The organism is Mesorhizobium sp. M8A.F.Ca.ET.165.01.1.1 (assembly GCF_004792065.1).
GTDB lineage: Bacteria > Pseudomonadota > Alphaproteobacteria > Rhizobiales > Rhizobiaceae > Mesorhizobium.
On sequence record NZ_SRTH01000001.1, the window covers coordinates 756,846 to 783,076 of the forward strand.

Annotated in this window: 24 protein-coding genes; 7 read left to right on the top strand and 17 right to left on the bottom strand. The window is 64.1% G+C overall.

The annotated features are described in order from the left end of the window. The first annotated feature begins 3 nt into the window (after positions 1–3). The gene (locus tag EN808_RS03575; RefSeq protein ID WP_135915165.1) at positions 4–780 is read left to right on the top strand and encodes an alpha/beta hydrolase-fold protein; all 777 of its coding nucleotides are present in this window, start codon (positions 4–6) and stop codon (positions 778–780) included. Positions 781–1,016: 236 nt separating this feature from the next. Here the strand turns inward: EN808_RS03575 and EN808_RS03580 are convergent, their stop codons facing one another. Continuing rightward, positions 1,017–2,552 carry an MFS transporter gene (locus EN808_RS03580; protein ID WP_135915166.1) on the bottom strand — a complete coding sequence of 512 codons (1,536 nt, stop codon included), beginning with the start codon at positions 2,550–2,552 and terminating at the stop codon, positions 1,017–1,019. Positions 2,553–2,699: 147 nt separating this feature from the next. On the opposite strand from EN808_RS03580, the gene EN808_RS03585 reads away from it, so the two are divergent. Continuing rightward, positions 2,700–3,587, top strand: a complete 888-nt coding sequence (locus EN808_RS03585) for a LysR family transcriptional regulator (RefSeq protein ID WP_135915167.1) — start codon at positions 2,700–2,702, stop codon at positions 3,585–3,587. Between the two features lie 21 nt (positions 3,588–3,608). Here EN808_RS03585 and EN808_RS03590 read toward each other — a convergent pair whose 3' ends face one another. From EN808_RS03590 to EN808_RS03605, 4 genes are all read right to left on the bottom strand, one after another. After that, positions 3,609–4,712, bottom strand: a complete 1,104-nt coding sequence (locus EN808_RS03590) for an AbrB family transcriptional regulator (RefSeq protein ID WP_135915168.1) — start codon at positions 4,710–4,712, stop codon at positions 3,609–3,611. 68 nt (positions 4,713–4,780) lie between these two features. After that, on the bottom strand, positions 4,781–5,089 hold the full coding sequence (locus tag EN808_RS03595) for a putative quinol monooxygenase (protein WP_023770344.1): 309 nt from the start codon (positions 5,087–5,089) through the stop codon (positions 4,781–4,783). Between the two features lie 58 nt (positions 5,090–5,147). Continuing rightward, complete coding sequence (locus tag EN808_RS03600) at positions 5,148–5,933, bottom strand: SDR family oxidoreductase (protein ID WP_127278952.1); 786 nt, start codon at positions 5,931–5,933, stop codon at positions 5,148–5,150. 69 nt (positions 5,934–6,002) lie between these two features. Continuing rightward, the gene (locus EN808_RS03605; RefSeq protein ID WP_127278953.1) at positions 6,003–6,440 is read right to left on the bottom strand and encodes a DsrE family protein; all 438 of its coding nucleotides are present in this window, start codon (positions 6,438–6,440) and stop codon (positions 6,003–6,005) included. Between the two features lie 105 nt (positions 6,441–6,545). Here EN808_RS03605 and EN808_RS03610 point away from each other — a divergent pair, with 105 nt between their 5' ends. From EN808_RS03610 to EN808_RS03620, 3 genes are all read left to right on the top strand, one after another. Beyond that, the gene (locus EN808_RS03610; protein WP_135915169.1) at positions 6,546–7,643 is read left to right on the top strand and encodes a hypothetical protein; all 1,098 of its coding nucleotides are present in this window, start codon (positions 6,546–6,548) and stop codon (positions 7,641–7,643) included. A 66-nt stretch (positions 7,644–7,709) separates the two neighbouring features. Continuing rightward, positions 7,710–7,955 (top strand): type II toxin-antitoxin system VapB family antitoxin, encoded by a 246-nt coding sequence (vapB, locus tag EN808_RS03615; protein WP_127278955.1) that lies wholly within the window; start codon positions 7,710–7,712, stop codon positions 7,953–7,955. Beyond that, entirely contained in the window at positions 7,952–8,338 is a 387-nt protein-coding gene (locus EN808_RS03620) for a type II toxin-antitoxin system VapC family toxin (RefSeq protein WP_127278956.1), read from the top strand. The genes vapB and EN808_RS03620 overlap by 4 nt, the downstream gene beginning before the upstream one ends. Positions 8,339–8,344: 6 nt before the next feature. On the opposite strand, the gene EN808_RS03625 is transcribed toward EN808_RS03620, so the two are convergent. The 7 genes from EN808_RS03625 to EN808_RS03655 all read right to left on the bottom strand — a co-directional run bounded on the left by EN808_RS03625 (position 8,345) and on the right by EN808_RS03655 (position 16,839). Then, positions 8,345–9,292 (bottom strand): cation diffusion facilitator family transporter, encoded by a 948-nt coding sequence (locus EN808_RS03625; protein WP_135915170.1) that lies wholly within the window; start codon positions 9,290–9,292, stop codon positions 8,345–8,347. Positions 9,293–9,297: 5 nt separating this feature from the next. After that, on the bottom strand, positions 9,298–11,490 hold the full coding sequence (locus EN808_RS03630; protein ID WP_135915171.1) for an anthranilate synthase: 2,193 nt from the start codon (positions 11,488–11,490) through the stop codon (positions 9,298–9,300). A gap of 214 nt (positions 11,491–11,704) precedes the next feature. Beyond that, positions 11,705–12,760 (bottom strand): succinylglutamate desuccinylase/aspartoacylase family protein, encoded by a 1,056-nt coding sequence (locus EN808_RS03635; protein ID WP_127869794.1) that lies wholly within the window; start codon positions 12,758–12,760, stop codon positions 11,705–11,707. 152 nt (positions 12,761–12,912) lie between these two features. Beyond that, a complete protein-coding gene (locus tag EN808_RS03640; protein ID WP_135865443.1) occupies positions 12,913–14,091 on the bottom strand; it encodes an MFS transporter in 1,179 nt (392 codons plus the stop codon). 114 nt (positions 14,092–14,205) lie between these two features. After that, positions 14,206–15,582, bottom strand: a complete 1,377-nt coding sequence (locus EN808_RS03645; protein WP_135915172.1) for an FAD-containing oxidoreductase — start codon at positions 15,580–15,582, stop codon at positions 14,206–14,208. Further along, positions 15,579–16,040, bottom strand: a complete 462-nt coding sequence (locus EN808_RS03650) for a DUF4126 domain-containing protein (RefSeq protein ID WP_135915173.1) — start codon at positions 16,038–16,040, stop codon at positions 15,579–15,581. Before EN808_RS03650 ends, EN808_RS03645 begins: the two co-directional genes overlap by 4 nt. A gap of 151 nt (positions 16,041–16,191) precedes the next feature. Beyond that, positions 16,192–16,839, bottom strand: coding sequence for a glutathione S-transferase family protein (locus tag EN808_RS03655; RefSeq protein WP_135915174.1), 648 nt, complete (start codon positions 16,837–16,839; stop codon positions 16,192–16,194). 272 nt (positions 16,840–17,111) lie between these two features. Between EN808_RS03655 and EN808_RS03660 the strand changes: the two genes are divergently transcribed. Further along, positions 17,112–17,669 (top strand): sugar O-acetyltransferase, encoded by a 558-nt coding sequence (locus EN808_RS03660; RefSeq protein ID WP_135915175.1) that lies wholly within the window; start codon positions 17,112–17,114, stop codon positions 17,667–17,669. An 18-nt stretch (positions 17,670–17,687) separates the two neighbouring features. Here EN808_RS03660 and EN808_RS03665 read toward each other — a convergent pair whose 3' ends face one another. Further along, complete coding sequence (locus tag EN808_RS03665; protein ID WP_135915176.1) at positions 17,688–18,683, bottom strand: helix-turn-helix domain-containing protein; 996 nt, start codon at positions 18,681–18,683, stop codon at positions 17,688–17,690. A 127-nt stretch (positions 18,684–18,810) separates the two neighbouring features. On the opposite strand from EN808_RS03665, the gene EN808_RS03670 reads away from it, so the two are divergent. After that, positions 18,811–19,455, top strand: a complete 645-nt coding sequence (locus EN808_RS03670) for a cysteine hydrolase family protein (RefSeq protein ID WP_135915177.1) — start codon at positions 18,811–18,813, stop codon at positions 19,453–19,455. A 66-nt stretch (positions 19,456–19,521) separates the two neighbouring features. On the opposite strand, the gene EN808_RS03675 is transcribed toward EN808_RS03670, so the two are convergent. From EN808_RS03675 to EN808_RS03690, 4 genes are all read right to left on the bottom strand, one after another. Continuing rightward, the gene (locus EN808_RS03675; protein WP_127869788.1) at positions 19,522–21,201 is read right to left on the bottom strand and encodes a formate--tetrahydrofolate ligase; all 1,680 of its coding nucleotides are present in this window, start codon (positions 21,199–21,201) and stop codon (positions 19,522–19,524) included. Between the two features lie 367 nt (positions 21,202–21,568). Then, on the bottom strand, positions 21,569–22,693 hold the full coding sequence (locus EN808_RS03680; RefSeq protein ID WP_135915178.1) for a DUF2333 family protein: 1,125 nt from the start codon (positions 22,691–22,693) through the stop codon (positions 21,569–21,571). Positions 22,694–22,796: 103 nt separating this feature from the next. Beyond that, positions 22,797–24,101, bottom strand: a complete 1,305-nt coding sequence (locus tag EN808_RS03685; RefSeq protein ID WP_135915179.1) for a DUF6638 family protein — start codon at positions 24,099–24,101, stop codon at positions 22,797–22,799. Between the two features lie 219 nt (positions 24,102–24,320). Continuing rightward, on the bottom strand, positions 24,321–26,231 hold the full coding sequence (locus EN808_RS03690; protein ID WP_135915180.1) for an ATP-binding protein: 1,911 nt from the start codon (positions 26,229–26,231) through the stop codon (positions 24,321–24,323).

The following is a 26,231-nucleotide window of genomic DNA, read 5'->3' on the forward strand; positions in this document are numbered from 1 at the left end:
GACATGGATATTTCCTATCACCAGGCTTTCGCCCGCAATCTCGGCCGCGACATGGAGTACAAGCGCTACGGCCATGCCGGCCGGCCGGTCGTGGTGTTCCCGACCTCGCAGGGGCGGTTCTACCAGTTCGAGGATTCCGGCGGGGTGGGCGCGCTCGCAGAGTTCATCGACACCGGCCGCATCCAGTTGTTCACGGTCGACGGCATCGACTCGGAATCCTTCTTCGACAAGCGTGCCGACCCCGCGCACCGCATCGCCCGCCACGAGGCCTATTTCCGCTATGTGCGAGAGGAGGCGCTGCCGGAATTTCTGGAAACCGCCGCGCAGGCCAATGGCGGACGGCGGCTGAAGCCGCTGTTCTCAGGCTGTTCGATGGGCGGCTACCATTCCTCGAACTTCGTCTTCCGTTTTCCCGAACTCGCCAGCGGCGTCATCTCCCTGTCGGGTGTCTATTCAGCCCGCGATTTCTTCGGCAAGGCGCTCGACGGCGATATCTTCTACAACTCGCCGCTCGATTATCTGCCCGGCATCGTCGACCCGAAATTGCTGGCGCGGCTGAAGGCGCTGAGGCTGATCTTCTGTTGCGGGCAGGGCGCCTGGGAAGAGCGCATGCTGGTCGAGACGCGCCAGCTGGAACAGATCCTGCGCGACAAGTCCATTCCTGCCTGGGTCGACTATTGGGGCGGCGACGTCAGCCATGATTGGCCGTGGTGGCACAAGCAGCTGGTCTATTTCTTCGGCCGCTGGCTGGATGACGATCTGATGCACAGGCTGGATTGAGGTGCATTGATATTCAGGTGAGGCTGGCCTGCAAATGGCGGCTTCCTGCGCTTCCCCGCTCTATTGCGTCGCAATAGAGCTGTGCTCACGTACTTTAAGTACGCTCCGCTCCGGTTCTCGGAAGCCACCATTTTCGACTCAGCCTGACCTGAATCTCACTGCACCTGCGCGCCCATGAATGACCACACCAGAGCCCATCCGCCGCTTGCCTTGTCATCAGCCGACATCAGCCGCACCTACCCTTCCTGGCAGGCCGGCACCGGTACGGTTTCGTGTTCGGGCGCGGATCCTCGGCGCAGGCCGAGGAACACGACAAGGGCGGTGACGATGGTGATTGCCGCCAGCACGATCAGCAGCCTGTCGAACGCCGTTTCGTAGGCCTCGACCAGAACGGCGGCGCCGGCCGCCGGCAAATGTTGCGCGGTTCCGCCGACATTACCGGTCACCAGCAATTGCGCCGCGGCAGCCGCGTCGCTGGACGGCGCAGCGCCTCGAGCGGCGAGCTGCGCCGCGGTGAAGCCTGACAGCGTCGCCATGACGATGGCCAGCGCCACGCCCTCGCAAGCGACACGCGTGGTGTTGAAGATGCCGACCGCCATGCCGGCGCGCTCCGTTGGCACGACGCTGACGGCCAGGCCATCCATCAATCCCCAGGGCAAGGCGATGCCGACGCCGATCAGGATCAGCGGCGTGACCAGCGCGACGTCGATGGACGGCGTCAGGCTCAGCCAGACCAAGCCAGCCGCGGCGACGAGCAGGCCGGCGCCGCAAATGGTGGCCGGAGCGATCCAGCGCGCGAGCTGGCCGGCGAGCAAGGGCAGGACCAGCAACGGGCCGGAGAGGCAGATCATCAATTGCCCGGCCTTGATCTCGCTCATCCCTTGGATGCCGATGAAGCGGATCGGCAAAAGCACAAGCAGGACCACGAAGCCATAGGCGGGCGCCGCCGCGAGAAACTGGACGCCGACGAAGCGAGGAAAGCGAAACAGGGTGAGATCGAGCATTGGCCGGCGCGCGCGCCGCTCGACGATGACGAACAGCACGAAGCAAAGGACGGCAACGCCGAGAAGCGTTACCACCAGAGGTTCGGCCCAACCGCTCTGCGGCGCCTGCAACACGCCATAGGTCAGCGAGGCCAGCGCGACCGTGAAGGTGCCGGCGCCCGCCCAGTCGAGCCCGGTCGCATCCGGGTCACGTGATTCCCTGATGGTGCGCAGGCCGAGGATCGCCGAGGCAACCGCTAGTGCCACGACCAGAACAAAGATCGACCGCCAGCCGAATGCGGCGATGAGCAGGCCGGAAGCGATCGGGCCGAAGGCCAGCCCGATGCCGAAACTGGTGCCGAGGAAGGAGAAGGCGCGCAGCCGCGATGGTCCCTCGAATTCCTGGGCAAGTGCGGAGGCGCCGCCGGCGAAGGCCAAGGCACTGCCCAGCCCTTGCGCGGCCCTGAAGACGTCGAACCAGGCGATGTCGGGCGCCAGCATCGCGCCGAGCGAAGCGAGGATGTAGAGGGAGAGACCGACGAGGAAGATCCGCTTGCGGCCATGATTGTCGGCCAGGGCGCCCGCCGCCATCAGGGTGGCGCCGAAGGTCAGCATGAACGCGTTGGTCACCCAGTTGAGCGCGATCGGGCTGCCGCCGAGGTCGGCCCCGATGCGGGAGAGCGCGACGGCCGGGCCGGTGAAGGTCAGGGGCATCGTCATGGCGGCAAGGCATACCGACAAAAGCACGAGCCATCTCTCGGCTGGGCCGCTGGTGGTCTTCGAGGTCATGGATTTTCCTATCTGAAGCAGTCTGCACCGGCGGCCCGCGCAATCGCGGCGCCGCTATGACGACCAAGATAGGTCAGCGACAGTTCCGGAAAAATAGTGTTAAATATCTCGACATAACGGACTGAAACGCTCGAATGGAGCAACCCGATGGATCGCCTCAGCGGCCTTCTGGCTTTCGCCCGCACGGCCGAATTCGGCAGCTTCGTCGCCGCCGGCCGGGCACTCGGCATCTCCGCTTCAGCGGTAGGCAAAAGTGTCGCGCGGCTCGAACAGGAGCTCGGCGTGCGGCTGCTGCAGCGCTCCACGCGGCGGATCGGCCTAACCGAAGAGGGCAAGCTGTTCAATGAGCGCGTGCGGCGCATCCTGGACGACATCGACGATGCCGAGGCGATGCTGTCGCGGACACGGGAGACGCCGCGCGGGCGGCTTCGCGTCTCGACCCCGATCGTCACCTATCATCTCTTGCTGCCGGTGCTGTCGGAGTTCATGGCGCGCTATCCCGAGATCGAGCTCGATATCGATTTCAACGACCGGATCGTCGACGTCATCGAAGAGGGCATCGACGTCGCGATCCGCAGCGGCGAGCTGCCCGATTCACGATTGGTGTCGAAACCCATTGCGCCCTTTCGCATGCTGCTATGCGCGGCGCCTTCCTACCTCGAGCGCCATGGCATACCCGGCGTGCCGGCGGACCTCATCGGGCACTTCGGCATAAACTTCCGCTATCTCAACAGCGGCAGGTTGCTGGACTGGCCGTTCATCACCGGGAGCGCGCAACCGCTGATCCGTTCGATGCTGACCTGCAACAACATGGAAGCCTTGAAAGGCGCCACGATCGCCGGTCTTGGTATCGCCTGCATGCCCGATTTCCTGGTGCGCGAGGCGCTGCGCGAAGGAAAATTGCGTACCGTGCTGGACGACCATATCGACGGCCGCGGCCAATTCCGGATGCTGTGGCCCTCCAATCGCCATCTGTCGCCAAAGGTGCGCGTCTTCGTCGATTTCCTTCCCGAACGGCTCGCGGCGGCGCGGTAACATCGCCCGGTGCCGGGCTTTTCACTCCCTGATGCTTCTGGCCACCACCCGCGCAATGCTCGGGCCGACGAGCAGCACGATCAGGAAACGCGCCGACTGCAGCGCCATGACGAAGGAGATGTCGACGTTGTGCGCGGCGGCGGCGATGATGGCGACGCTGTCCATGCCGCCGGGGCTGGTCGCCAGGTAGGCGGTCAGCGGGTCGACGCCGGCGAGACGGCTGATGAGAAAGGCAAGGCCGCCGCAAAAGGCGATCAGCGCGACGATCGAAGCGATGATCTGCGGCAGCGCGCGCGCCGCATGGCGCAGGATCGGCCTGGTGAAGTTCAGGCCAATCGACCAGCCGACCATCGCGTAACTGAGCGCCAGCAGCCATTGCGGCAATTGCATCGGCACCCCGAGACCGAGATGGATGATGGTGCCGAAAATGAAGCTGCCGAGGAAGAAGGGCGAGGGCAGCCGGCAAAGCCTGCCCGCCAGGCCGCCGATGATTGCCATGCCGATCGTGGCGGCGAATGGTTGCGGATCGATCTCGGGGAACCAGACGATGGCCGGGACCTCGATGCCCGAGGTGTCGACCCACATCTTGGCGACGAGGGCCGCCGTCATCGACACGAAGATGACGCGCAGATACTGCATGAAGGCGACAAGGCGCTGGTCGGCGCCAAAGGCGCCGGCCATCAGCACCATGGCGGTAGCCGCCCCCGGCGAAGAGCCCCAGACGGCGGTGGTGCCGGGCAGGATGCGCCAGCGGCTGATCAGCCAGCCAAGCAGGCTGGAGGCCGCGACCGTGGCGATCACCACGCCGAGGAACAGCGGCCATTCCTTGTAGAAGACCGGAAAGATATCGGCCGAGATCGAAGCCGCGACGAGGCAGCCGACGATAGCCTGGGCGGAGCCGAACAGAAGGCGCGGCACACGCACCGTGGCGCCATTGGTGCCGGCGACGATGGCCGCCAGCATCGGTCCGATCAGCAGCGCCGCCGGCAAGGCGGCGAGTTCCAGCGCACCGGCAAACAGCGCGGAGATAACCAGCAGGATCAGCCATTGCCAAGGCTTGCCCAGCCGCGTCATGCGCTCGACGGCGGGCTGGTCGGGAGGTGGCTGCTCGGCCGCGGAATCCATGCTCTGGTCTTAGACCGGGATGCGAAAAATGCGAACCCCGGCGTACCGGAAAAGCAGGTCCCGGCGCCTCAGCCGGTTTTGGCCTCAGCCAACCCAAAGCCGCCGACGGGATGCGTCTCCACCTGGAACTCGAAGCCGCCGATGAAGGGCCGCGCCTTGGCGATGGCCGCCTGGACTTCCGGAAGCTGCAGCGAGGCCTTGTGGCTTGCCTGATCGGTCCACACTTCGGTCACCCAGATCGCGTCGGCGTCGGCCGGGTCGGTGGCGATGATATAGCTCAGGCAGCCGGGCAGGGCGCCGGTGCTCTCGCGCAGCACAGTCATGACAGCGTCGCGTTGGCCGCGCGCCGCCCGCATCTTGCCGATCAGTCCGTACATGTCGTCGTCTCCCCCAGGGTTGGCGCGAAAGGAGTGTGTCCAGTATGCCGGTCGCTGGTCAAGGCATCAACTGGCCGCCATTGACCTCGATCACCTGGCCCGTGATGTAGCCGCTCAACAGGTCCGATGAGAGGAACAGATAGGCGCCGACGCAATCTTGCGCCGTGCCGGCGCGGCCCTGCGGAATGGTGGCGACCATGCCCTTCATCTGCTCGTCGGTCGAATAGCGTTCGTGGAAGGGAGTGAGGATGGTGCCCGGCGCCACGGCGTTGACGCGAATGCCGAAGCCGATCAGTTCCTTGGCCATGCCGCGCGTGACGTTGGAGACGAAGGCCTTGGCCGAGCCGTAAAGGCCGGCGCCGCCGCCGGCGCCATTGCGCGCGGCGATCGACGAGGTGTTGACGATGAAGCCGCCCTGTTTCTTCAGCCATGGCATCGCCTTGCGCGAGGCGGTCAGCACCGAGCGGGCGTTGAGATCCATCACCGCGTCGTAATGCGCCTCGGTCTGCTCGGCATAGGGGATGCGGCCAAGCATGCCGCCGGCATTGTTGACCAGCCCGTCGAGGCGGCCGAAATGTCGCGCGCTGTCCTCGACGACGCGCTCGACATCGGCGGGAAGAGAAAAATCGCCCTGGACGAGGAAGACCTCGCCGCCGCGGTCGCGAATGGTCTGGCCGAGTTTCTCGGCGGCGTCGCGGCTGGAATTGTAGTGCAGCGCCACCCTGCATTTCTGCTCGGCATAGGCGAGCGCGAGCGCCGCGCCGATGCCGGTCGAGGCGCCTGTGACCAGCACCGCCTTGCCGGCGAGATCGGGGATGACAAGACCAAGGGCTGTCTCTGGCACTGCTGTTCCTCCGGGGATTCCGATATTGTTGGCGGGTCTTGCCACCCTTGCATTCGAGGCGGTGCCGCTTCAAGGCCTGAGATAGACATAGCCCTGGCTTTGCAATTCGGCGAGCTTGACGACGCCGCCTTGGTCGGCGGCATGGAAGCCGTCGAGCAGGTCGGCGAGCGTAATATCCATGCCGCGCATGGTGTTGCCGCAGGCATGCGGGTCGAGCCCTTGCTGGACAAGACCGGCAAAGCGACCCGAAATCGCCGCCGATATGCCCTTCGACTTGAAGCCGGCAAGGGCTGGACCATGCACGACCAGCGCGATCTCGACGTTGCCGCCGGTGCCCTCATAGTGGTTCTTGATGTTGCCAAGCACGAAATTGACCTTGTCGAGGTCGCTGAGGTGATAGACGACCTTCAGCCTGGCAGGCTCGGTGGTTGCCGCCCGGACCGCCCGCAGGCCGAGAAGCGTTCCGGCTCCGGCGAGAACCGCCCGGAACATGTCACGTCGGCGCATGGCGTCCCCTCCCTGGCTTGCCGGCGCAGCGCAATTTGCGTGGCCGCTGCCGCAATACTAGCATAAATTGACCTTACGTCCTGTCGAGGCGGAGGAGGGGGGCACATGGCGTTCTGGGAATGGAAGACGTTCGCCGGCGCCGGACTTGGCGCCGCACTGCTTGGCGGACTTGTGGGTTCTGCTTTTGCCGATGATACGCTCAAGCTCACCGAACTCAGCCCCAACGGGGCGGACGCCTGTTTCGGCCGGGTCTATGACGCGGCGCACCTCAAGGCGCATCCGAAGCAGAAAGTGGCGCGGATCTTCTTCTACTACGGCCATGATCCGGTCAGCCGTCCGAATGAGGAACCGAGCGCGAATTCCGATACGTCCTACAATGGTTTCCTCACCACCACGGTGCGTGGCGCCAAGGCGCCGGAATGGGCCGGCGGCTGGTGCAATCACGAGTCCGAGGACGACAAATCGGGCCCGATCCGCTGCGGCATGGATTGCGACCGTACGCTGGCGTCGCTGAAGGTCGACGACAAGGGCCGGCTGATCCTGTCGGACCTGTCTTCCGATATCTACCTCGATCCGGATTCGGAGGAGCAGCTCGGCAAGGCGGAATATGTCAGGCAGGCGCTCGGTTCGGAGGACGACAATTTTCGCCTCGACCCGATGCCGGCGGCGACCTGCAAGGCCGAGTTCGCACGCATCGATCCGATCGACCCGGCGCTTGGGCCGCCACTGCGCGAGCGGTTCAAACCCGATCAGGCCTTCTGCTACGGGCGCGACTATGATGCAGCGCATATGAGTTCGCATCCCGATCAACTGACGCAGTCGATCCGGGTGTTCCGCGGGTCCGTGGAACTCGCTTCCTACGCCTCGGGCGGTGATGTCGCGAACTGGCCCGACGGCGCCGACATCGCCGTCTCGGTCACGACACGGCGGAAGGGGGCCAAGGTCACGCAGACCTATTCCTGCCAGGGCGAGGCCGACCAGTGGCGTTGCGCCGCGAGTTCGAAGATGAGCGATTTTTCGTGCGACATCGCGCAAAAGGAAATCTTCCTCAAGCGCGGCGCCAACGGCACTATCATGCTGGCCAATCCCAACAGCAGCATTGCAATCGTCGACCTGTGCTCGAAAGCCGCCGACGGCAAAACCAAGTCCGATGACAAGGTCTATCGGCTGGAGGCGATGCCGCAATCGGCGTGTGCGCCGTAAGCACGGGCTTGTCTACAATGCCGCGAAGGGATATATCTTTGCTATATCTCATTTGAGGATGGCATGATGGACAAGGCAAAGGTGTTCTGGTCGGGCCGGTCACAAGCTGTGCGTCTGCCCAAAGAGTTTCGTTTCGAAACGGACGAGGTTTCGATCCGTCGCCATGGGCATACTGTCATACTTGAGCCACTCGTGCAGGATTGGGCGTGGCTTGACCAGGTGATCGGACCAGTCGACGAGGATTTTGTCGAAGCGGCGCTGGAACGGCAGGAGGGGCAGGATAGACCTGCCTTGGACGACATCTTCAAGTGATCTATCTGCTTGATACCAACGCCGTTATTGCCGTCATCAAAGGTGACGCGAGTCTACTCGCGCTTCTGAAACAGCACACGCCGCAGGATTTTGCGCTTTCGGCGATCGTGGCACATGAACTGTACTATGGTGCCGAAAGGAGCCAGAGAAGAGCTGAAAATCTGGCGCGCATCGAAGCTTTGCAATTCCCGGTGCTTGAATTCGATCGAGAGGACGCGAGGCATGCCGGAGAGATTCGGGCAACGCTTGCAGCGTTGGGGACGCCAATTGGCCCCTATGATGCGCTCATTGGCGGGCAGGCGCGCGCTAGAAGCCTCATTCTGATCACCCGCAACGTCCGGGAATTCGAGCGCATCAACGGCCTCTCAATCGAGACTTGGTGAACCGCCTCAGGCGAACGGCACCGCCGTCGTACCCTTGGGCAGTTTTGCCTCATCATCCGGCTCGACATGGATGGTCACCCGCACCGAAGGGAGTTCGGCCTTCAGCGCGTCCTCGATGCGATCGCAGATGACGTGGCTGGCACCGACCGACATGTCGGCGTCGACGACCAGATGGAATTCGATGAAGGTGGCGCGGCCGGCGATGCGGGTCTTGAGGTCGTGCACCTCCATCGCGCCTTTGCAATTGGCCGAGATGATGTCGCGGATGCGCATGTGCTCCGCCGTGCCGACGGCTCGGTCCATCAGGCCGTTCATCGACGAGCCGATGACATGCCAGCCCTGCCACAGAATGTTGAGCGCGACGATGACGGCCAGTGCCGGGTCGAGGATTTGCCAGCCAGTCAGGATTGCTCCGACCAAGCCGCCGAAGACGCCGATCGAGGTTACAACATCGGTCATGATGTGATTGCCGTCGGCGACCAGCGCCGGTGACTTTTCGGCTCGGCCCACGCGGATCAGCGTCCAGGCCCAGAAGGCATTGATGACGGTGGCGACGCCGTTGACGGCAAGGCCTTTCCAAGGCTGTTCGAGCGGAGCCGGCGTCTGCCATGAGCGCCAGACTTCGTTCAGGATCAAAAGCGCGGCGAGCACGATCAGCACGCCTTCGAGCACGGCCGAGAAATACTCGGCCTTGTGGTGGCCGAAGGGGTGATCCTGGTCGGCGGGCTTGTAGCTGACCTGGATTGCCCAGAAGGCGGCCATCGAGGCAATGACGTTGACGATCGATTCCAGCGCGTCCGAATAGAGCGCCACGGATCCGGTTATGTACCAGGCGGCGGCTTTCAGCGCGAGCACGACAAAGGCGATCACGATCGACCAGAAGGCAAGGTTGGCGACCTTGCGCTTCGCGGCGGCTTTCGCCGCGATCGCCATGGTGTTCTCGGCTTCGGCCATTACCGTCAGGCTGCCTTTTCCTTGGCCTTGCGCGGCAAATGCGCAACGATGTTCTCGATGATGCGCATGCCGGCATTGTGGCCGAGCGTCATGATCGATTCCGGGTGGAATTGCACCGCTGCGATCGGCTCCTTGCGGTGCTCGAAGGCCATGATGACGCCGTCCTCGGTCTCGGCGGTCACCATGAAATCATCCGGCAGGCGCACCGGATCGGCGAAGATCGAGTGGTAGCGGCCGACGGTGACTTCCTTCGGCAGGCCGGAGAAGATGATACCCGGCTTCGAGACGCGGATACGCGACGGCTTGCCGTGCATGGGAATGTGCAATTGCCTGAGTTCGCCGCCATAGGCCTCGGCCAGCGCCTGCAGGCCAAGGCAGACGCCGAAGATCGGCAGGTCGCGGGCGCGCGCTCGTCTGATGGTCGCCGCGCAGTCGAAATCCTTGGGCGTACCGGGTCCGGGCGAGAGCACGACGAGGTCGGGCTTCAGCCGGTCGAAGACTTCCTCCGGCACCGGCGTGCGCACGGTCGAGACATTGGCGCCAGTCTGGCGGAAGTAGTTGGCCAGCGTGTGGACGAAGGAGTCCTCGTGGTCGACCAAAAGGATGTTGACACCGTCGCCGACGCGCGCGGATGCGCGCTCGGTGCTGGTCGAATTGCCCGTCTTGGCGTCACGGATGGCGGAGAGCATGGCGGATGCCTTCAGTTCGGTTTCGGCTTCTTCTTCCTCGGGAATGCTGTCGAAGAGCAATGTAGCGCCGGCGCGCACCTCGGCGATGCCGTCCTTGATGCGGATGGTGCGCAAGGTCAGGCCGGTGTTCATGTCGCCGTTGAAGTTGACCATGCCGATGGCGCCGCCATACCAGGCGCGCGGGCTCTTCTCGTTCTGCTCGATGAAGCGCATGGCCCACAGTTTCGGCGCGCCGGTGACGGTGACCGCCCAGGCGTGCGAGAGAAACGCATCGAAAGCGTCCATGCCCTCGCGCAGCCGCCCCTCGATATGATCGACCGTATGGATCAGGCGCGAATACATCTCGATCTGGCGGCGGCCGATGACGCGCACCGAGCCTGGATCGCAGACCCGCGACTTGTCGTTGCGGTCGACGTCCGAGCACATGGTGAGCTCGGATTCGTCCTTCTTGGAGTTGAGCAGCTTGATGATCTGCTCGGAGTCCGAAATGGCGTCGTCGCCGCGCTTGATGGTGCCGGAGATCGGGCAGGTCTCGACGCGGCGGCCGTTGACGCGCACGAACATCTCAGGCGACGCGCCGATCAGGTATTCGTTCTCGCCCAGATTGATGAAGAAGGAATAGGGCGACGGGTTGATGGACTTCAGCTTGCGCGAAATCTCGGATGGCTGCGTCTCGCAGCGCTCGTAGAACATCTGGCCGGGGACGACCTCGAACAGGTCGCCGCGCTTGAAAGAGTCCATCGCCCGGCGCACCAGATTGGCGTATTCGCCGGGCTCATGATCGCCGCGCGGCGGGATGCGATCGGCGGTCTTGAACGGCTCGGCGATCTGGTCGCGCGGCAGGCCTTCGGTCGAAAAACCTTCGCCCGCATAGTCGTAGCGGTCGGTCCAGGCCTTGGCCGAATAGTGGTCGACGACCAGGATCTCGTCGGGCAGGAACAGCACCAGGTCGCGCTGGCTTTCCTTGCGAACCAGCGTGTGGTCGACCGGGTCGAACTGGAAGGCGAGGTCGTAGCCGAAGGCGCCGTAGAGGCCGAGATTGGCATCTTCGGCCGTCTTGAACAGAGCCGTGATGGCGCGCAGCACGGTGAAGACCGAGGGAACGCGGCTGCGTTCCTCCTCGGTGAAGACACGGCCGGGCTTGGCGACGTCGAGGCGGATCAGCTGTTTCGAGGTCTCGGCGATCGTGACCTCGGTGAGATCGCCCAGCGTCCTGCCGATGACCGGCAACAGTGCCTCGCCACGGCCGTTCAACGCCTCGATGCGCATGGCACGGCCGCGCGCGGAGATGACCAGCGGCGGATCGATGATGGCGGTGTCCCAGCGCGTGTAGCGGCCGGGATATTCGTAATTCGAGGAAAACACCGCGCCCCGGCGCGAATTCAGCCCATCGACATAAGCGTCGATCGCCCCTTCATAGGGCCGGCCATGGCGCTCGCGGGTGATGGTGATGCCACCCTCGGTCACGAAACGCTCGGCGCCGTTGTCCAGAACCTTAATCGTCGTCATTGCCGTCTCCATTTTGGGCAACGGACCCGGGAATGGCTTGAAAAAACAAATGGCCGCCCGGACATTCCGTTGCGGCCACCTCTCTTTTCACGCGCACGCGTTCGAACAGGCCGCTGTCAGCAGGCCCACCACCAAATGGTCTTGGTCGAACGCATGTTCATGGCGATTCCCTTAGCGGCGATTGGGCGGCGGCGCAACTGGATTCGACGGAGGCTCAGTCTTCCAGCGTGCCCGACCTGGCGTCGCCGCTCTTCCTGTCGCCGACCAGTTTCAACAGGTCCTCGCCGGCGCGGATGATGCGGCGCGAGCGCCGCGTCAGGATGATGCCGTCCTGCGGCGCGAACACTTCGGTGCGGCCATCGGCTTCGCCCGGTGCGTGGACGATGGTGGCGAGGCGCGCGCCCTTGGCGACGCGGTCGCCGGGCTTCACGTCATAGAGGACGGCACCGGCACGGGGTGCGGGCATCATGTCGATGTTTTCCAGCGGCGCCGCGACACCCGTGAACGGGCCGGGTGCGGGGAGGGTGGTGTCGGATATCACGCCGCGCATCGCCAGCAGCCGGTAGAGGCCTGCCGCGTCGGCCGAGGCGAGCGCGCCATCGACATCGAGGATGCCCCGATATTCGACGGTGGTGGCGACGCGCCTGTCAAGCTTCGCCACATCGGCTGATGCGTTCTGGTAGGGCATGATCGAGGCGCCCTCGAAAGTGCCGTCGGTGTCCTCGCTCCACAGCACGACGGCATCGACGCCCATGGCGGCGGCGCAATCGGCCATGGCTGGCCAGAGGCTGGAGTGGACATAGAGATAGGCAAGGCCCTCGTCGTCGCAGTGCAGGTCGAGCACGATGTCGTGGCCGAGCGAAAGCTGCACTAGGCGCGACTTCAGCCGCTGGTCGGCGCCGCCAAAGGTGGCGTCTGGCAAGAGCCTGGCGTCGGGCGCGGCCAGCAGCGGAAAGCCGCGGTTGAAGTTGGTGCGGGTGCCCAGATGAAAGCGGCCCTGGTGCTCGCCGAAATGATATTGCGCGCGGCCGATCGGGTTGGCCCAGGGCACGATGGTGATGTTGCCCTTGATACGACCTTCGGCCTCGGCCTTGCTCAACATCGGTATCAACGCATCGATGGCGACGACGCCCGGCAATTCGCCGGCATGGAGTGCGGCCTGCAGGTAGGTCGACGGGGCCGCCTTGTCGGCGCCGTCGAAGCGGAACACGGGGAATTCGTAGGAAACCCCGTCGCTGTCACCGGCGATGCGTTCGATCGATTTCTGCATGACGTTCTCCATCAAGAGCGAGAAGACATGCCCATTTGAAGGTGCCGATGTCGATTGGTCCAGCCCGCCGCGCTATGGGCGCAAGAGTAGTCTTTTGCCTTGCCGCATGTCGTTGACCCAAAACCGCTGCGCACTTTTGGGAGGACAGGCAGTTATTCGGCGGCAGGCTGGAGGGCGGCGACCGGCGCGCGCCTGTCCAGCGCCTGCGATAGCACCGCCACGCCAACCGCCAGCAGGGCGAGCACCGCGCCGACCAGCGGCAAATCGGCATAGGAAACGCCCGCCGACAGCGCCACGCCGCCGATCCAGGCGCCGCCGGCATTGCCGACATTGAAGGCGCCCTGGTTCAGCGTGGCGGCAAGGTTCGGTCCTTCCGACGCCGCCTCGACGACACGGATCTGCAGCGGCGGCACGACGACGAAGATGAGCACGCCCCACAGGAAGACGATGCCGATGGCGACGCTGGCGATGGCGCCGAACTGGATGAAGCCGAGGAACAGCAGGGCCATCAGCAGCAGTGTGCCGATCACCGTCGGCATCAGTTTCCAGTCGGCCAGCCTGCCGCCGATGATGTTGCCGATGGTCATGCCGGCGCCGAACAGCAGAAGCACCCAGGTGACCGCCGCTGTCGACAGGCCCGACACGTCGGTGAGATAGGGTTTGATATAGGTGAAGACGGCGAACAGGCTGGCCGAGGTCAGTGCCGCGATCAGCATCGCCAGCCACACCTGCAGCTTGCCAAGCACGCGGACTTCGGCACGCAGACCGCCGCCGCTCGGTTCCGTGACGTCCGACGGCACCAGCCAGGCGATGGCCGCGACCGAGATCAGGCCGATGCCGACCACGGCCAGGAACGTGGCCCGCCAGCCAAAGGCTTCGCCGAGCGCGGTGCCGGCCGGAACGCCGAGGATGTTGGCGAGCGTCAGGCCGGCGAACATCAGCGCGATGGCGCTGGCGCGCTTGTTGCGCGGCACCAGGCTTGCGGCGACGACCGAGCCGATGCCGAAGAAGGCGCCGTGGCCGAAAGCGGTGAAGACGCGCGCCGCCATCAGCAGCCAGTAATTGGGCGCGATGGCGCAGAAGAGGTTGCCGACGACGAACAAAGCGGCGAGCCCCACCAGCACGGGCTTGCGCGGCAGATGCGCGGTGGCCATGGCCACAACGGGCGCGCCGAAGACGACGCCCAGCGCATAGCCCGTGACCAGCAGTCCGGCGGCCGGGATCGTCACGCCGAGATCGGCGGCGACCTCCGGCAGCAGGCCCATGATGACGAATTCGGTGGTGCCGATGCAGAAGGACGCAATGGCAAGCGCAAGGATCGGCAAAGGCATGGGAGGTCCAGACTGAATCGGTTCAATTTCAGACTGCGCGAGGATCCCTGCCGGGCACAACGTCTATTGCCGCAATGCAGCAATGCAGAAAGTCGGGAGCTTGACGAGAGTGGCTCAGGCCAGCGGCTTCAGCTCCTGGGCGATGGTGGGCAGCAGTTCCGAGACATTCGGGTGAATGTGCATCGCGCGCGCCAGCGTGTCGACCGGCGCCTTGGCGTACATCAGGTCGAGCACGCAATGCACCGCCTCGTCGCCGCCCGGGCCGAGCACCGAGCAGCCGAGGATCTCCCTGGTGTCGGCGTCGACCAGGATCTTCATGAAGCCTTGCGTCTCGCCCTTCTCGACGGCGCGGCCGACGCGCGTCATCGGCCGCTGGCCAACAAGCACGCGGCGTCCGGATTTCCTCACCGCCGTCTCGGTCATGCCGCAGCGGCCGAGCGGCGGATCGATGTAGAGCGCATAGGCCTCGATGCGGTCGCTGATCCTCCGTGGGTCATTGTCGAGCAGATTGGCGGCGACGATCTCGTAGTCGTTGTAGGAGGTGTGGGTGAAGGCGCCTTTGCCGTTGCAATCGCCCATAGCCCAGATGCCGGGCACGCTGGTGCGCAGCTGGTCGTCGACAATGACGAAGCCGCGCTTGTCGACCTCGACACCGGCCCTGTCGAGGCCGAGGTCATCGGTGTTGGGAGTGCGTCCCAGCGCCAGCAGCACATGCGACCCTATCGCGGGCGGCTGGCCGGCGGAGAAAGTCACGGCAATGTCCTCGCCCTGTCTGGCGAAGCCGATGTCGTCGGCGCCGACATGAACGGCGATGCCTTCGTTTTCGAGGATCGACAGGATGACGGCCGAGACGTCCTCGTCCTCGCGGCCGGTCAGGCGCGGGCTCTTTTCGATGACGGTGACGTCCGAGCCGAAGCGGCGGAACATCTGCGCGAATTCGAGCGAGATATAGCTGCCGCCGACGATGATGAGGTGGCGCGGCAGCACGTCGAGATCCATCATCGAGGAATTGGTCAGGTAGTCGATGTCGTGGATGCCGGGCAGGTCCGGAACCGAGGCACGGCCGCCGGTGTTGAGGAAGATTTTCGGCGCGGTCAAAAGGTCTTCGCCGACGCGCACCGTGTTGGCGGATTCGAAGCGCGCGTGGCCGCGATAGAGCGTGCAGCCCTTCATGCCGGCGATCCAGGTCTCCAGATTGCCGCGGGCGTCGTTCGTCACCTTGTCCTTGCGCGCCTTGATCCTTTGAAAGTCGACCCCGACCGGACCGGGAAGGGTCACGCCATAGTCGGCGGCGCGCCGTGCCAGATGCGCGGCATAGGCGCTGGCGACCATGGTCTTGGTCGGCATGCAGCCGGTGTTGACACAGGTGCCGCCGACCAGCTTGCGCTCGACCAGCGCCACGCTCATGCCGGCGGCCGTCAGCCGGCCCGCCAATGGCGACCCCGCCTGGCCGGCGCCGATGATGATGGCGTCGAAGGTTTTCGTCGTCATGCAACCGCCGCCACGATCAGCAGCCCGCCGATGATCGCCACAGCGTCCTCGATGAAGGCGGCGGGCGGGTCCTTGCCGAAGGCGGCCGCCAGCCGGCCGCGCGCTTCGGCGCCACCGAGCGTGCCGATGACCGCGCCGATGGCGCCGGCGATCAGGCACACGATGGTGGCGCCGCCGGCCGCGCCGATCACCGCGCCAGAGAAGGCGCCGAGCAGGATGCGGGCGCCGAACTGCTGCGGCACCTTGCGGCTTGGCGTCGACGGCAGCTGGTCGGTGACCAGTTCGACGATGGCCAGGATGGTGAAGATGCCGACAGCCGCCCAATGGCTCATGAAGCTCGCCCAGGTGCCGGCAACCGGCAGCCAGCCGAGATAGGCGCCCCAGGCGACGGCGGCAGGTGCCGTCATGGCGCGCAGGCCGGCAATGACGCCGATCAGAAGTGCAAGAATGTAGAGCATGGTCGATCCCCCTCGATCCCGGGCCGGGACGGCCCTGAGACGGCAGGCTACCATAGGCCGGATATTTGGCTAGGCCGCAGACTCATGAGCGCGCAAACGTGGTCGAGATGGAAGCGCCGAGCGAACATGCTCGGCTCCATGAGCCAATGTTTCAGTTGGCTGATGGAGCGTTGACCGCAAATTGCGCGGCGAAAGCCCTGAGATAAGCTGGCCGCGCTTCCCCGCGCGCCACATAGGCAGCCAGGTTTTGATACTCGTCCAGAATGCCTGACATTCTCAGTCGCAGCAGCACCGATACCATCAACAGATCGCCGGCGCTGAACGCATCATCGAGCCAGTCGGCGACGCCCAGATGAGCCGAGAGCCTGTCCAGCGGGGCGCGAACACGGTCCTTTACCAGCGGCAGGCGCTCCTCGCTCCAGGGCTTGTCAGCTTCGAAAATCCTTGCCGTGGTCAATTCGAGGACCGGCGGCTCGATGGTGTTCAATGCGGCAAACATCCACGTGATCGCACGCGCGCGGGCATCGCGCTCCTTCGGCAGCAGCCCCGCATGCTGCTCGGCAAGATGAAAGACGATCGAGCCGGTCTCGAACAGCGAGAGAGAACCGTCCTCATAGGTGGGGATCTGGCCGAAGGGGTGGATGGCCAGGTGCTCGGGCGCCTTCATCCCCGCGAAGGAAACAAAACGAACCTCATAGGGCTGCCCCACTTCTTCCAGCGCCCAGCGAACGCGCGTATCGCGCGCCAGTCCCTTGCCGCCATCGGGCGATCGTTCAAACGCCGTGATCGTGATCGTCATCGCATCCGTTTCCTTGCTTGGGCGAATTTCCTCGGCTTCCTATCGAAGGACGAATGAGGTACCCGGAAATCGACAGCGGTCTTGAACTATTTTCATCGCCGGAACAGGCCGCGAATGGCCGCTTGCGATCAAAGGTCATGATCTTACGGTGACCGCAAGGCGCGCAAATTTCGGCCAATCCGGATTATAGGCTTACGGCTTGGTCCTTGCCTCGGCGCTTTTCTGTTCGGGTCAACTGTGCTTTGGCAGTGATCTCAAACGGAGGCACTGCCATGGCTGTGAGCGAACGTGCGAAAATGGCGGCCGGCGAATGGTACAGGTGCCTGGATGACGATCTTGGCGCGTTGCGCGCCGTGGCCGCGGATGCCGTGTTCGAACACAATACGCTGCCGCCCCGTCAGCGCGGGAACCTCGGGCCAGCCCTGCGGACACTGCTGGGCGGCGTGGGCGAGGGCGCCCGCATCGAGGCGCCTTTCCATTGCGCCTACGGCTTCAACATCTTTCTCGGCGACGGCGCCTTCCTCAATGCCGGCTGTACCATCCTCGATACTGCTTCGGTGCGCGTCGGCAAAGGGACGCTGCTTGGCCCGAATGTGCAGATCTATTGTGCCGAGCACCATAAGGAGCCGGCAGGTCGGCAGGCGGGCCTGGAGATCGCCAGGCCGGTCATGATCGGCGACGATGCCTGGATCGGCGGCAGCGCGGTCATCCTTGGCGGCGTCAGCATCGGTGAGGGCGCCATAGTGGGCGCCGGGGCGGTGGTGACGCGCGACGTGGCGGCGAACACGACGGTGGTCGGCAATCCGGCGCGGGTGGTCAAGCGCGGTTGAGGGTGCTTTCGTCGGCAATCAATGCGACAGGGCGCCCGCCGTGCGCTCGTCCCGCTCGCTCCGCCTGGAAAATTCACGCCGGTATTGCGCCGGTGAGGTCCGGAGCCGCGCCGAAAAATGCTGGCGCAGCGAGGTGGCGCTGCCGAAGCCGGCCTCGAAGGCGACGATGTCCATCGATTTCTCCGTCGCTTCCAGCAAGCGCTGCGCCAGTTCGATCCGCTGGCTGGTCAGCCAGTCGCCAAAACTGGTGCCGATCGATTTCTGGAAGCGCCGGGTGAAGGTGCGCCGCGTCAGGCCCGCGGCTTCGGCGACGCTGTCGAGGCTGTGCGTTTCGCCAAGCGTCGCGCGAACCGCGTCGAGCGCCCCGGTGAAGCGGTCGGCCTTGGCGCTTTTTGCCACGGGACGCTCGATGAACTGCGCCTGTCCACCCTGCCGGTGCGGCGAAAGCACGACGTGCCGGGCGAGCCGCAGCGCCGCCTCCGCGCCGTAGCGGGCGCGCACGATGTGCAGGCAGCAGTCGAGCCCGGCGGCGACGCCGGCGGAAGTGACGATGTCGCCATCATCGACATAGAGCACGTCGGCATCGACTGAAATGTCGGGATGGAGAGCCCGCAACTGCTCCGTATAGGCCCAGTGGGTGGTGGCTTTTCGGCCCGAAAGCAGGCCGGCGGCGGCGATGGCAAAGGTGCCGAGACACAGGCCCACGATCAGCGCGCCGCGCCGGTGGGCGCGGCCGAGCGCGTCCTCGAGCGGTTTGGCCAGAGGCGCCTCGAGATCCTTCCAGCTCGGGATGATGACCATATCGGCGTCCTCGAGCGCGGCAAGCCCGTGCGGGACCATGATGCTCAGCCCGGCATCGGTCCGGATCAGCCCTTCCTCGATCCCGCAGACGCGGAAGTCGAAGCGCGGCAGGCCAAGGCTGGTGCGGTCCGCGCCAAACACCAGGCAAGGCACGGAGAGATGGAACGGGCTGATGCCGTCGAAGGCGAGGACGGCGATGATGGGAGCGGTCATGAGGCGATTTTCCAGTGTGAATGCGGATTGTCCCAATTCTTTCGAATGATGTCAATCGGGCCACTTTTGACTGTCCGCCAACCATCCTATTTTCGGTCCGTCGCATTCAAGCCGGAAGGAAAACCCCATGTCTGACCTAGCCAACACCGCGCCGCGCCGGGCGCTCGTCGTCATCGACGTCCAGAACGACTATGACGGCGGTAACCTGGCCATCCAGCATCCGCCGTTCCGCGACAGCGTCGTCAACGTAGCACGCGCCATGGATGCCGCCGCCGCTGCCGGCATCAAGGTGGTGGTCGTCAAGCAGATGGCGCCCGAGACGTCGCCGATCTTCGCCAAGGGCAGCCATGGCGGCGAACTGCATCCCGAGATCGCCAAGCGTCGTCGCGACCACTATGTCGAGAAGAATTTGCCGAGCGCCTTTACCGGCACCGATCTCGAGGCCTGGCTGCGCGCCAACGCCGTCGATACGATCGCGGTCATCGGTTACATGACGCACAATTGCGACCTGTCGACCATCATCCACGCCGTGCATATGGGCTTCGCGGTCGAGTTCCTGTCCGACGCAACCGGTTCGGTGCCCTACGCCAACAGCGCCGGCTATGCCTCGGCCGAGGAAATCCATCGCGTGGTGAGCATCATCCTGCAGTCCCGTTTCGCTGCCGTGCTCAAGACCGCCGAATGGATCGACTGCCTGAAGACCGGCACGCTGCCGGAACGCGACACCATCTACGTGTCCAACCAGCGGGCACTGGCGCGCAGCGCCGCGTAGCACGATCCGCAAACAAAAAGGGCGCCGCGGCGATGCGGCGCCCTTTTCAATTGTCGGGACAGAGGATCAGAACAGGCCTTCGATCTGGCCGGCCTCGTTGAGGAAGATCTTCTCCGACGACGGCTTGCTTGGCAGGCCAGGCATGGTCATGACCTCGCCGCAGATGATGACGACGAAGCCCGCGCCGGCCGAAAGCCTGACCTCGCGCACCGGCACGGTGTGGCCGGTCGGCGCGCCGCGCAGGTTTGGATCCGTCGAGAAGGAGTACTGGGTCTTGGCCATGCACACCGGCAGATTGCCGTAGCCGGCCTGCTCCCAGGCGTGCAACTGGTCGCGCACCGACTTGTCGGCGATCGCCTCCGAGCCGCGATAGATTCGCTGCACGATGGTGTTGATCTTCTCGAACAACGGCATGGCATCGGGATAGAGCGGCGCGAACTGCGAGGCGCCGGATTCGGCCAGCGCCACCACCTTGTTGGCGAGGTCCTCGATGCCGGCAGAGCCCTTGGCCCAGTGCTTGCACAGGATAGCCTCTTCGCCCATCGAGGCGACATAGTCCTTCATCGCCTGAATCTCGGCGTCGGTGTCGGAATAGAAGTGGTTGATGGCAACCACCGCCGGCACGCCGAACTGGCGGATGTTCTCGATGTGGCGGCCGAGATTGGCGCAGCCCTTCTTCACCGCCTCGATGTTTTCCTTGCCGAGGTCTTCCTTCTTGACGCCGCCATTCATCTTCATGGCGCGCACGGTGGCGACGATGACGGCTGCCGCCGGCTTCAGGCCCGCCTTGCGGCACTTGATGTCGAAGAATTTCTCGGCGCCAAGATCGGCGCCGAAGCCGGCTTCGGTGACGACGTAGTCGGCGAGCTTCAGCGCCGTGGTGGTGGCGACGACCGAGTTGCAGCCATGCGCGATATTGGCGAACGGGCCGCCATGGACGAAAGCCGGGTTGTTCTCCAGCGTCTGTACCAGGTTCGGCTGCATGGCGTCCTTGAGCAGCACGGCCATGGCGCCGTCGGCCTTGAGGTCGCGGGCGAAAACCGGCGTCTTGTCGCGGCGATAGGCGACGATGATGTCGCCGAGGCGCTTTTCCAGATCCTTCAGGTCGGTAGCGAGGCACAGGATCGCCATGACTTCGGAGGCGACGGTGATGTCGAAGCCGGCTTCGCGCGGGAAACCGTTGGCGACGCCGCCGAGCGAGGCGATGATCTCGCGCAGCGCGCGGTCGTTCATGTCCATGACGCGGCGCCACACCACGCGGCGGGTGTCGATGCCGAGTTCATTGCCCCAGTAGATGTGGTTGTCGATCAGCGCCGACAGAAGGTTGTGCGCCGTGGTGATGGCGTGGAAGTCGCCGGTGAAGTGGAGGTTCATGTCCTCCATCGGGACCACCTGCGCGTAGCCGCCGCCGGCGGCACCGCCCTTGACGCCGAAATTCGGGCCGAGCGAGGCTTCGCGAATGCAGACGATCGCCTTCTTGCCGATGCGGTTCAGGCCGTCGCCGAGGCCCACGGTGGTGGTGGTCTTGCCTTCGCCGGCAGGCGTCGGGTTGATGGCGGTGACGAGGATCAGCTTGCCGTCCTTGTTGCCCTTTACCGACTTGATGAATTCGGCTGAGATCTTGGCCTTGTCGTGGCCGTAGGGCAGCAGATGCTCGGTCGGGATGCCGATCTTCTGGCCGATCTCCTGGATCTGCTTTTTCTTGGCGCCACGCGCGATCTCGATGTCGGACTTCACTTCGGCCATGACGGCTTTCCTCTGGATTGGACGGTGGAGGGGACGGGGTTGATGTCTCTTGCAAGAAGGCTGGAACCGGACGCGCGGGCATCTAACCCTGTCGCTGCGGTTGCGTCAACTTTCATGCAACTATGTTTCCTATAGAGAAAATTCCTCTGCGGCGGGCCGACCTATCCCCGGTTCTTTATGGCTCCGCTTGCCGCGCCGTATAGAAGCCAGAGCAGGGACGCTTCCGCCGTCTCAAAACAGCCGCACAATGCACGGAATGCGACAGACGCGACGGCGCAAATTCGCCATCTCTGATGCATGTCGTTCTCCCAAAACCGGGATCACTTTTGGGCGACATGCATTGGGCCGTCGCTGCCCGCCAATGCCGTTACTGCGTCAGTACGTTGCTGATTTCGACCAGGTTGGAGCGCACCCGCAGGATGTAGAAGCCCATCGTCGTCAGATGCGTCGGCAGCAGCCAGCCGTCCTCGCGACCGTTGGCGATGATGAAGGGCTGGATACGCAGGGCCGACACGAACTGCGCGTCCATCGTATCCCAGAGGCTCTGCAGGTGCTTTTCCTTGAGGACGTCCTCGAAATCGGCCTGGGCGCCTTTCATCAGGCCGTAATAGGCATAGAGCTGGCCATAGGCGAACCAGTAGCGGTCGTCGGCGCGGGTGTCGAACCAGCCATTGTTGTGGTTCTCGGCGCGCTCCTTGAGGATGGCGGAAGTCGAGCCGATGTCACTGGCGATGCGGTCGATATACTGCTTCAGATTGTCGGCGCGGGCATCGAAAGTGGCCTGACAGGTGGCGAGCCGGGCATTGAACGAACGCAGCTTGCGCACCGCGTCGCGATAGTAGCTCGGTGTCGGCGTCTTTGGCCCGAACGGGCTCACGCCGAAATACCAGGTGTATTCGTCGAACTGCAGATTGCCGCGCGCGTCCTGCAGGTCGGCGTCGATCTGCGAGGTGGTGCGGACGCGGCCGAGATTGTCGGCAAGCTCGGTCGCCGTGCGCCGCACCGCCTGGTTGATGCCGCGCTGGAAAGAGGCCTTGTTGTCCATCCACGGGGTGTTGTCCCAGTCGATGCCGAACAGGCCGAGCTTGTAGAGGATCATCGACGAAATCCAGGCATTCTGGTTGACGTTGAAGTCCGTCAGGTCCGCCGCTACTTGGGCGATGCCGGAGTTGCCGCAAGTCTTGGCCGTGTCCGTGCCGGTCCCGGCGGCCACCTGCTCACCGGCCGAAACATTGCGCTTCTCGAACGTATAGGTGTCCGGGTAGTTCGGGTTGAAATTGTTCCACCACTGGGTGGCGTAGAAGAAGTTGGCGTAGAGGCCGATCAGCACCAAAAGGGCCAGGCCGACTATCGCCTTCAGGATCCAGCCGCGCTGACCGTACCAGCGCCCGGCCCACATGAACGGCCACAGGATCACGCCGATCAAAAGGCCGATGCCGCGGCCGATCCACTGGAAAATCCCGGTGAAGAAGTTCACGATCGGATCGAGCATGGCGATGTCACCCCCTCAACATGATGCCAAAAAGTTGCAGACTTTTTGGATAACATCATGCACCAAAACAACAAGTTAGAACGGAATGACGGTTCATTTCGTTCTAGTCGGTCAGGCCGTAGAGGCGTGTGCGAAACGCCACCTTGTCCTTCAAATATGTGGTTTTCAGAACGTCCACAACATGCGATCGCCAGGCGTCGCTGAAGCCGTCATAGTCCTTGTAGAAGCCGTCCTTGTTGAAGATGTAGCGCGAGACGAAGTCCGACGGCACGAAATCCGAGATCAGCCGGTTGGTCAGCCAGGCGTCGGGGTGGTCCGGTTTGGCGCGGACCACCAGGAAGCGCTGCTGGGGGAAGACATCCTCGATCTTGAGGTGGCCGAGCTGCGCGATCTCGCGCTTGGCGGCGTTGAGAAAGGGAAAATTGCCGTCCTTGGTGATCAAGTCGGCGTGGCTCTGGATCCAGGTCTGCAGCCAGACCTTGTCGACATCGGTCAAATTGCGGTCCGGCTCGGCGTCGCGGATCAGCGCGCGCACCACCATTTCGGCGCGATGCTCGAGGTAGCCCGAGGCCTCGATCCAGGAGGCGCGCGGCAGTTCGATACGGCCGGTGGCTGCCAGGAATTTGAACACCTTGTCGGCATCCTTGATCGAGAGATAGCTCACCTGCCAGGGCCGCGAGCGGCGGAAGCCAGGAGCGGCCGGATCGCTGATCACCGTCGTCATGTCGGGATCGACGAACACGTAGACCCCGCCGAAATGGCTGGTCCAGTAGGCGTTGTGGCGGAAGATCACCTGGTCCGGCACCAGCGCGTTCTCGCGGATGTCGCCGCAGACCTTGGCGAGTTCGACCATGCGGGTCAGCATGGCATTGTCGCGCCAGGCGTCGGGCTCCTGCTTCAGCCGGTCGACGAGCTTGCCGAGTTCCGCGGCCTTGCCCAGCACGTCTTCCGCCGACAGCACCTTGAACTCGACCTGGTTGATCGACAGCAGATCCTCGATGTCGTTGACCTTGGGAACGGAATCCTCGATCTCGCCGTAGATGACGTCCTTGATGGTCAGCGCGTCGATGGCGCGCTGGTTCCTGGACATGAACTCGAACATCAGCTGCGAGGTGTTGGAGAAGGCGGTGTGCACCACCGGCAGGTCGATCTGCGACGGCGTCAGGATGATGAAGCGGCGGTTGACCTCATTGGGATCGAGATAGTCATAGTCGCCACACTCCTCGGCCACTTCGGGAGAAAAGCCGGTGCGGTCGATCTGGAAGCTCTTCAGCTTGGTCGGCTTGAGGCCGAAAGCGGCCAGCGCCTTGTTGTAACGCTGGATGAGATGGGCTTCGTCGACAGTGAGCAAACGGCCGTAGATGAGCTCGTTGTCGCGAAGGAGGTCAGGCTTTTTGGCGTGGGGCATTATGCCTTCTCCCCGCTTACGGGGAGAAGGTGACCGAAGGGCGGATGAGGGGCGCGGGCTTCCCTTCTCCCCTTGTGGGAGAAGGTGGATCGGCGCGCAGCGCCGAGACGGATGAGGGGTGCGCGAAGGAACACTGTCCTTGCCAAGCTGGAGCACCCCTCATCCGTCGCCTGCGGCGACACCTTCTCCCACAAGGGGAGAAGGGAAGGCTGGCTCACCTTACGCATTCCACAGGCCCTTCTTCTTCATCTCCTCCATCTCACGCGCAGCGCGTTCGCGCAGCCTTGCGTCACGCAGCAGCTTTTCCACCGCGGCATCGTCGGATTTGTCGGAATACCTGAACTCGCTGTCGGCGTAGCGGTTGATCTCCTGCATGACCATGTCCATCGAGAACGGGCCGCGCAGTTCCTCGATCATGGCTTTCTTGTCGTCGTAGCTCTTGTGCATGAAGGCTTCCGGCTTCTCGAACCAGTCGTCGGGAAGCTCGATGTCCATGGCGCGCATCTTGATGGCGTCGGTGACGTTCTTGATGGCGCGGCCGGTGAAGCGCGGCTCCGCGTCCTTGATCAGGTGCAGGTAGGTGCCGATGTCGGCCATGGTCCTGGGCGCGCCGTTTTCCTTCATGTAGCGCTCATAGACCCGCATCAGCCCGTCCTCCTGCGGCTTTTCATGCTCCTCATAGGCTTCGGTCACGGCGCGCTGGATTTCCTGCGCGGCGTAGAGCTCGTGCTTGCCCAGAGGGATCTCGTGGTTCTTGCCGGCGAGCAGCACGAAAATGTCGATATAGTCGTCACGCGTCTGCGGCCCGTCGACCAACCAGCGGGCGCCGGCGCGCTGGCGCAGCGCGTCGTCGACGTTTTCCGGGTAGTTGGAGAACATGCCGAACGAGCAATTGCCGCGCACCACGGTGGCGGCACCGGCGAAGGCATCCATCAACACGCCGGTGATCTCCTGCTGGCCGGCCGAGGCGCGGTCGTCGGAGCGTCTGGCGGCCACCTGGTCGATGTCGTCGATGGTGCCGAAGCCGATGACGCGCGGGTTCAAGACATTGTTGATGAACTGGCGGCAGTTCTGGCCCGACTTGCCCTGGTAGGACGAAATCTGGTCGACGCCGAAATTCTCATAGGCGAAGGGATAGCCGGCAACCTGGCAATAGCCGTTGACGAGGCCGGCGATCATCTGGATCAGCGTCGTCTTGCCGGTGCCGGGCGCGCCGTCGCCAATGAAGGTGAACAGGAAGCCGCCGAGTTCCACGAAAGGGTTCAGCTCGCGCTCGAAATCATAGGCCATCAGCATCTTGGCGAGCTTGACCGACTGGTATTTGGCGATGTGGTTGCCGACGACCTCTTCCGGCGTCTTGAAGGTCATCACCAGCGGCTTCGAGCGTTTGCCCGGCGCGACATCGAAGCCGTCGAGGGTGAAGTCGTCGGCGTCGATGCGGATATGGGCGTTCTCGAACGGGCCGATGCCGTCGAAGCGGCCCTTGCGGGCCAAAAGCCCGTCGATGGCGACTCGGGCAAAGGCACGCGCCCTGGTCATCAGGTCGGTGTCGTCGGACGAGCCCGCTATTGCCTTGTCGAGGCCTGCCAGGATCGACTTCACCGCATCCTGCGGCGAGTCGAACAGGAAGTCGGGTTCCGGAATGTCGTTTGGCGCCTCGCCGTCGCTGTCGATCAGCTGGAACAGATAGGACGACAGGCTGAAGGCCGAAATATAGGCCGAAGCCGACAGCAGTTTCTTGAAGGCGGACGCCTCGTCGCCTTCGAGCGGGGCGCGGGTGTTCCTGGCCTGCAGGCTCTCGAGATCGGAGCCTTCGGCGAACACGTCCGATACCGCCAGTGCGATCGCCGTGCCGCGCCGGGCGCGATAGAGCAGCGTGTGCTGCGGGATGGTCAGCAACTGGTCGTCGGGATGGACGGCGCCGACGGTCTTCGACAGCTCGACCTCGCGCGTGCGGCGCACCGAGCCGACCGAAACGGTGGAGACGAAGCGCCGGTTGGTGCCGGCGAGTGCGGTGCCGGATTCGCGCGAGGGATCCTCCAGCACCACGATGCGGGTGATGAAGCTCTGCGCGGTGGCGCGGTGCTTTTCGATCGCCGCTTCCGGAATGGTGGTCAGGCCGGTGTCCAT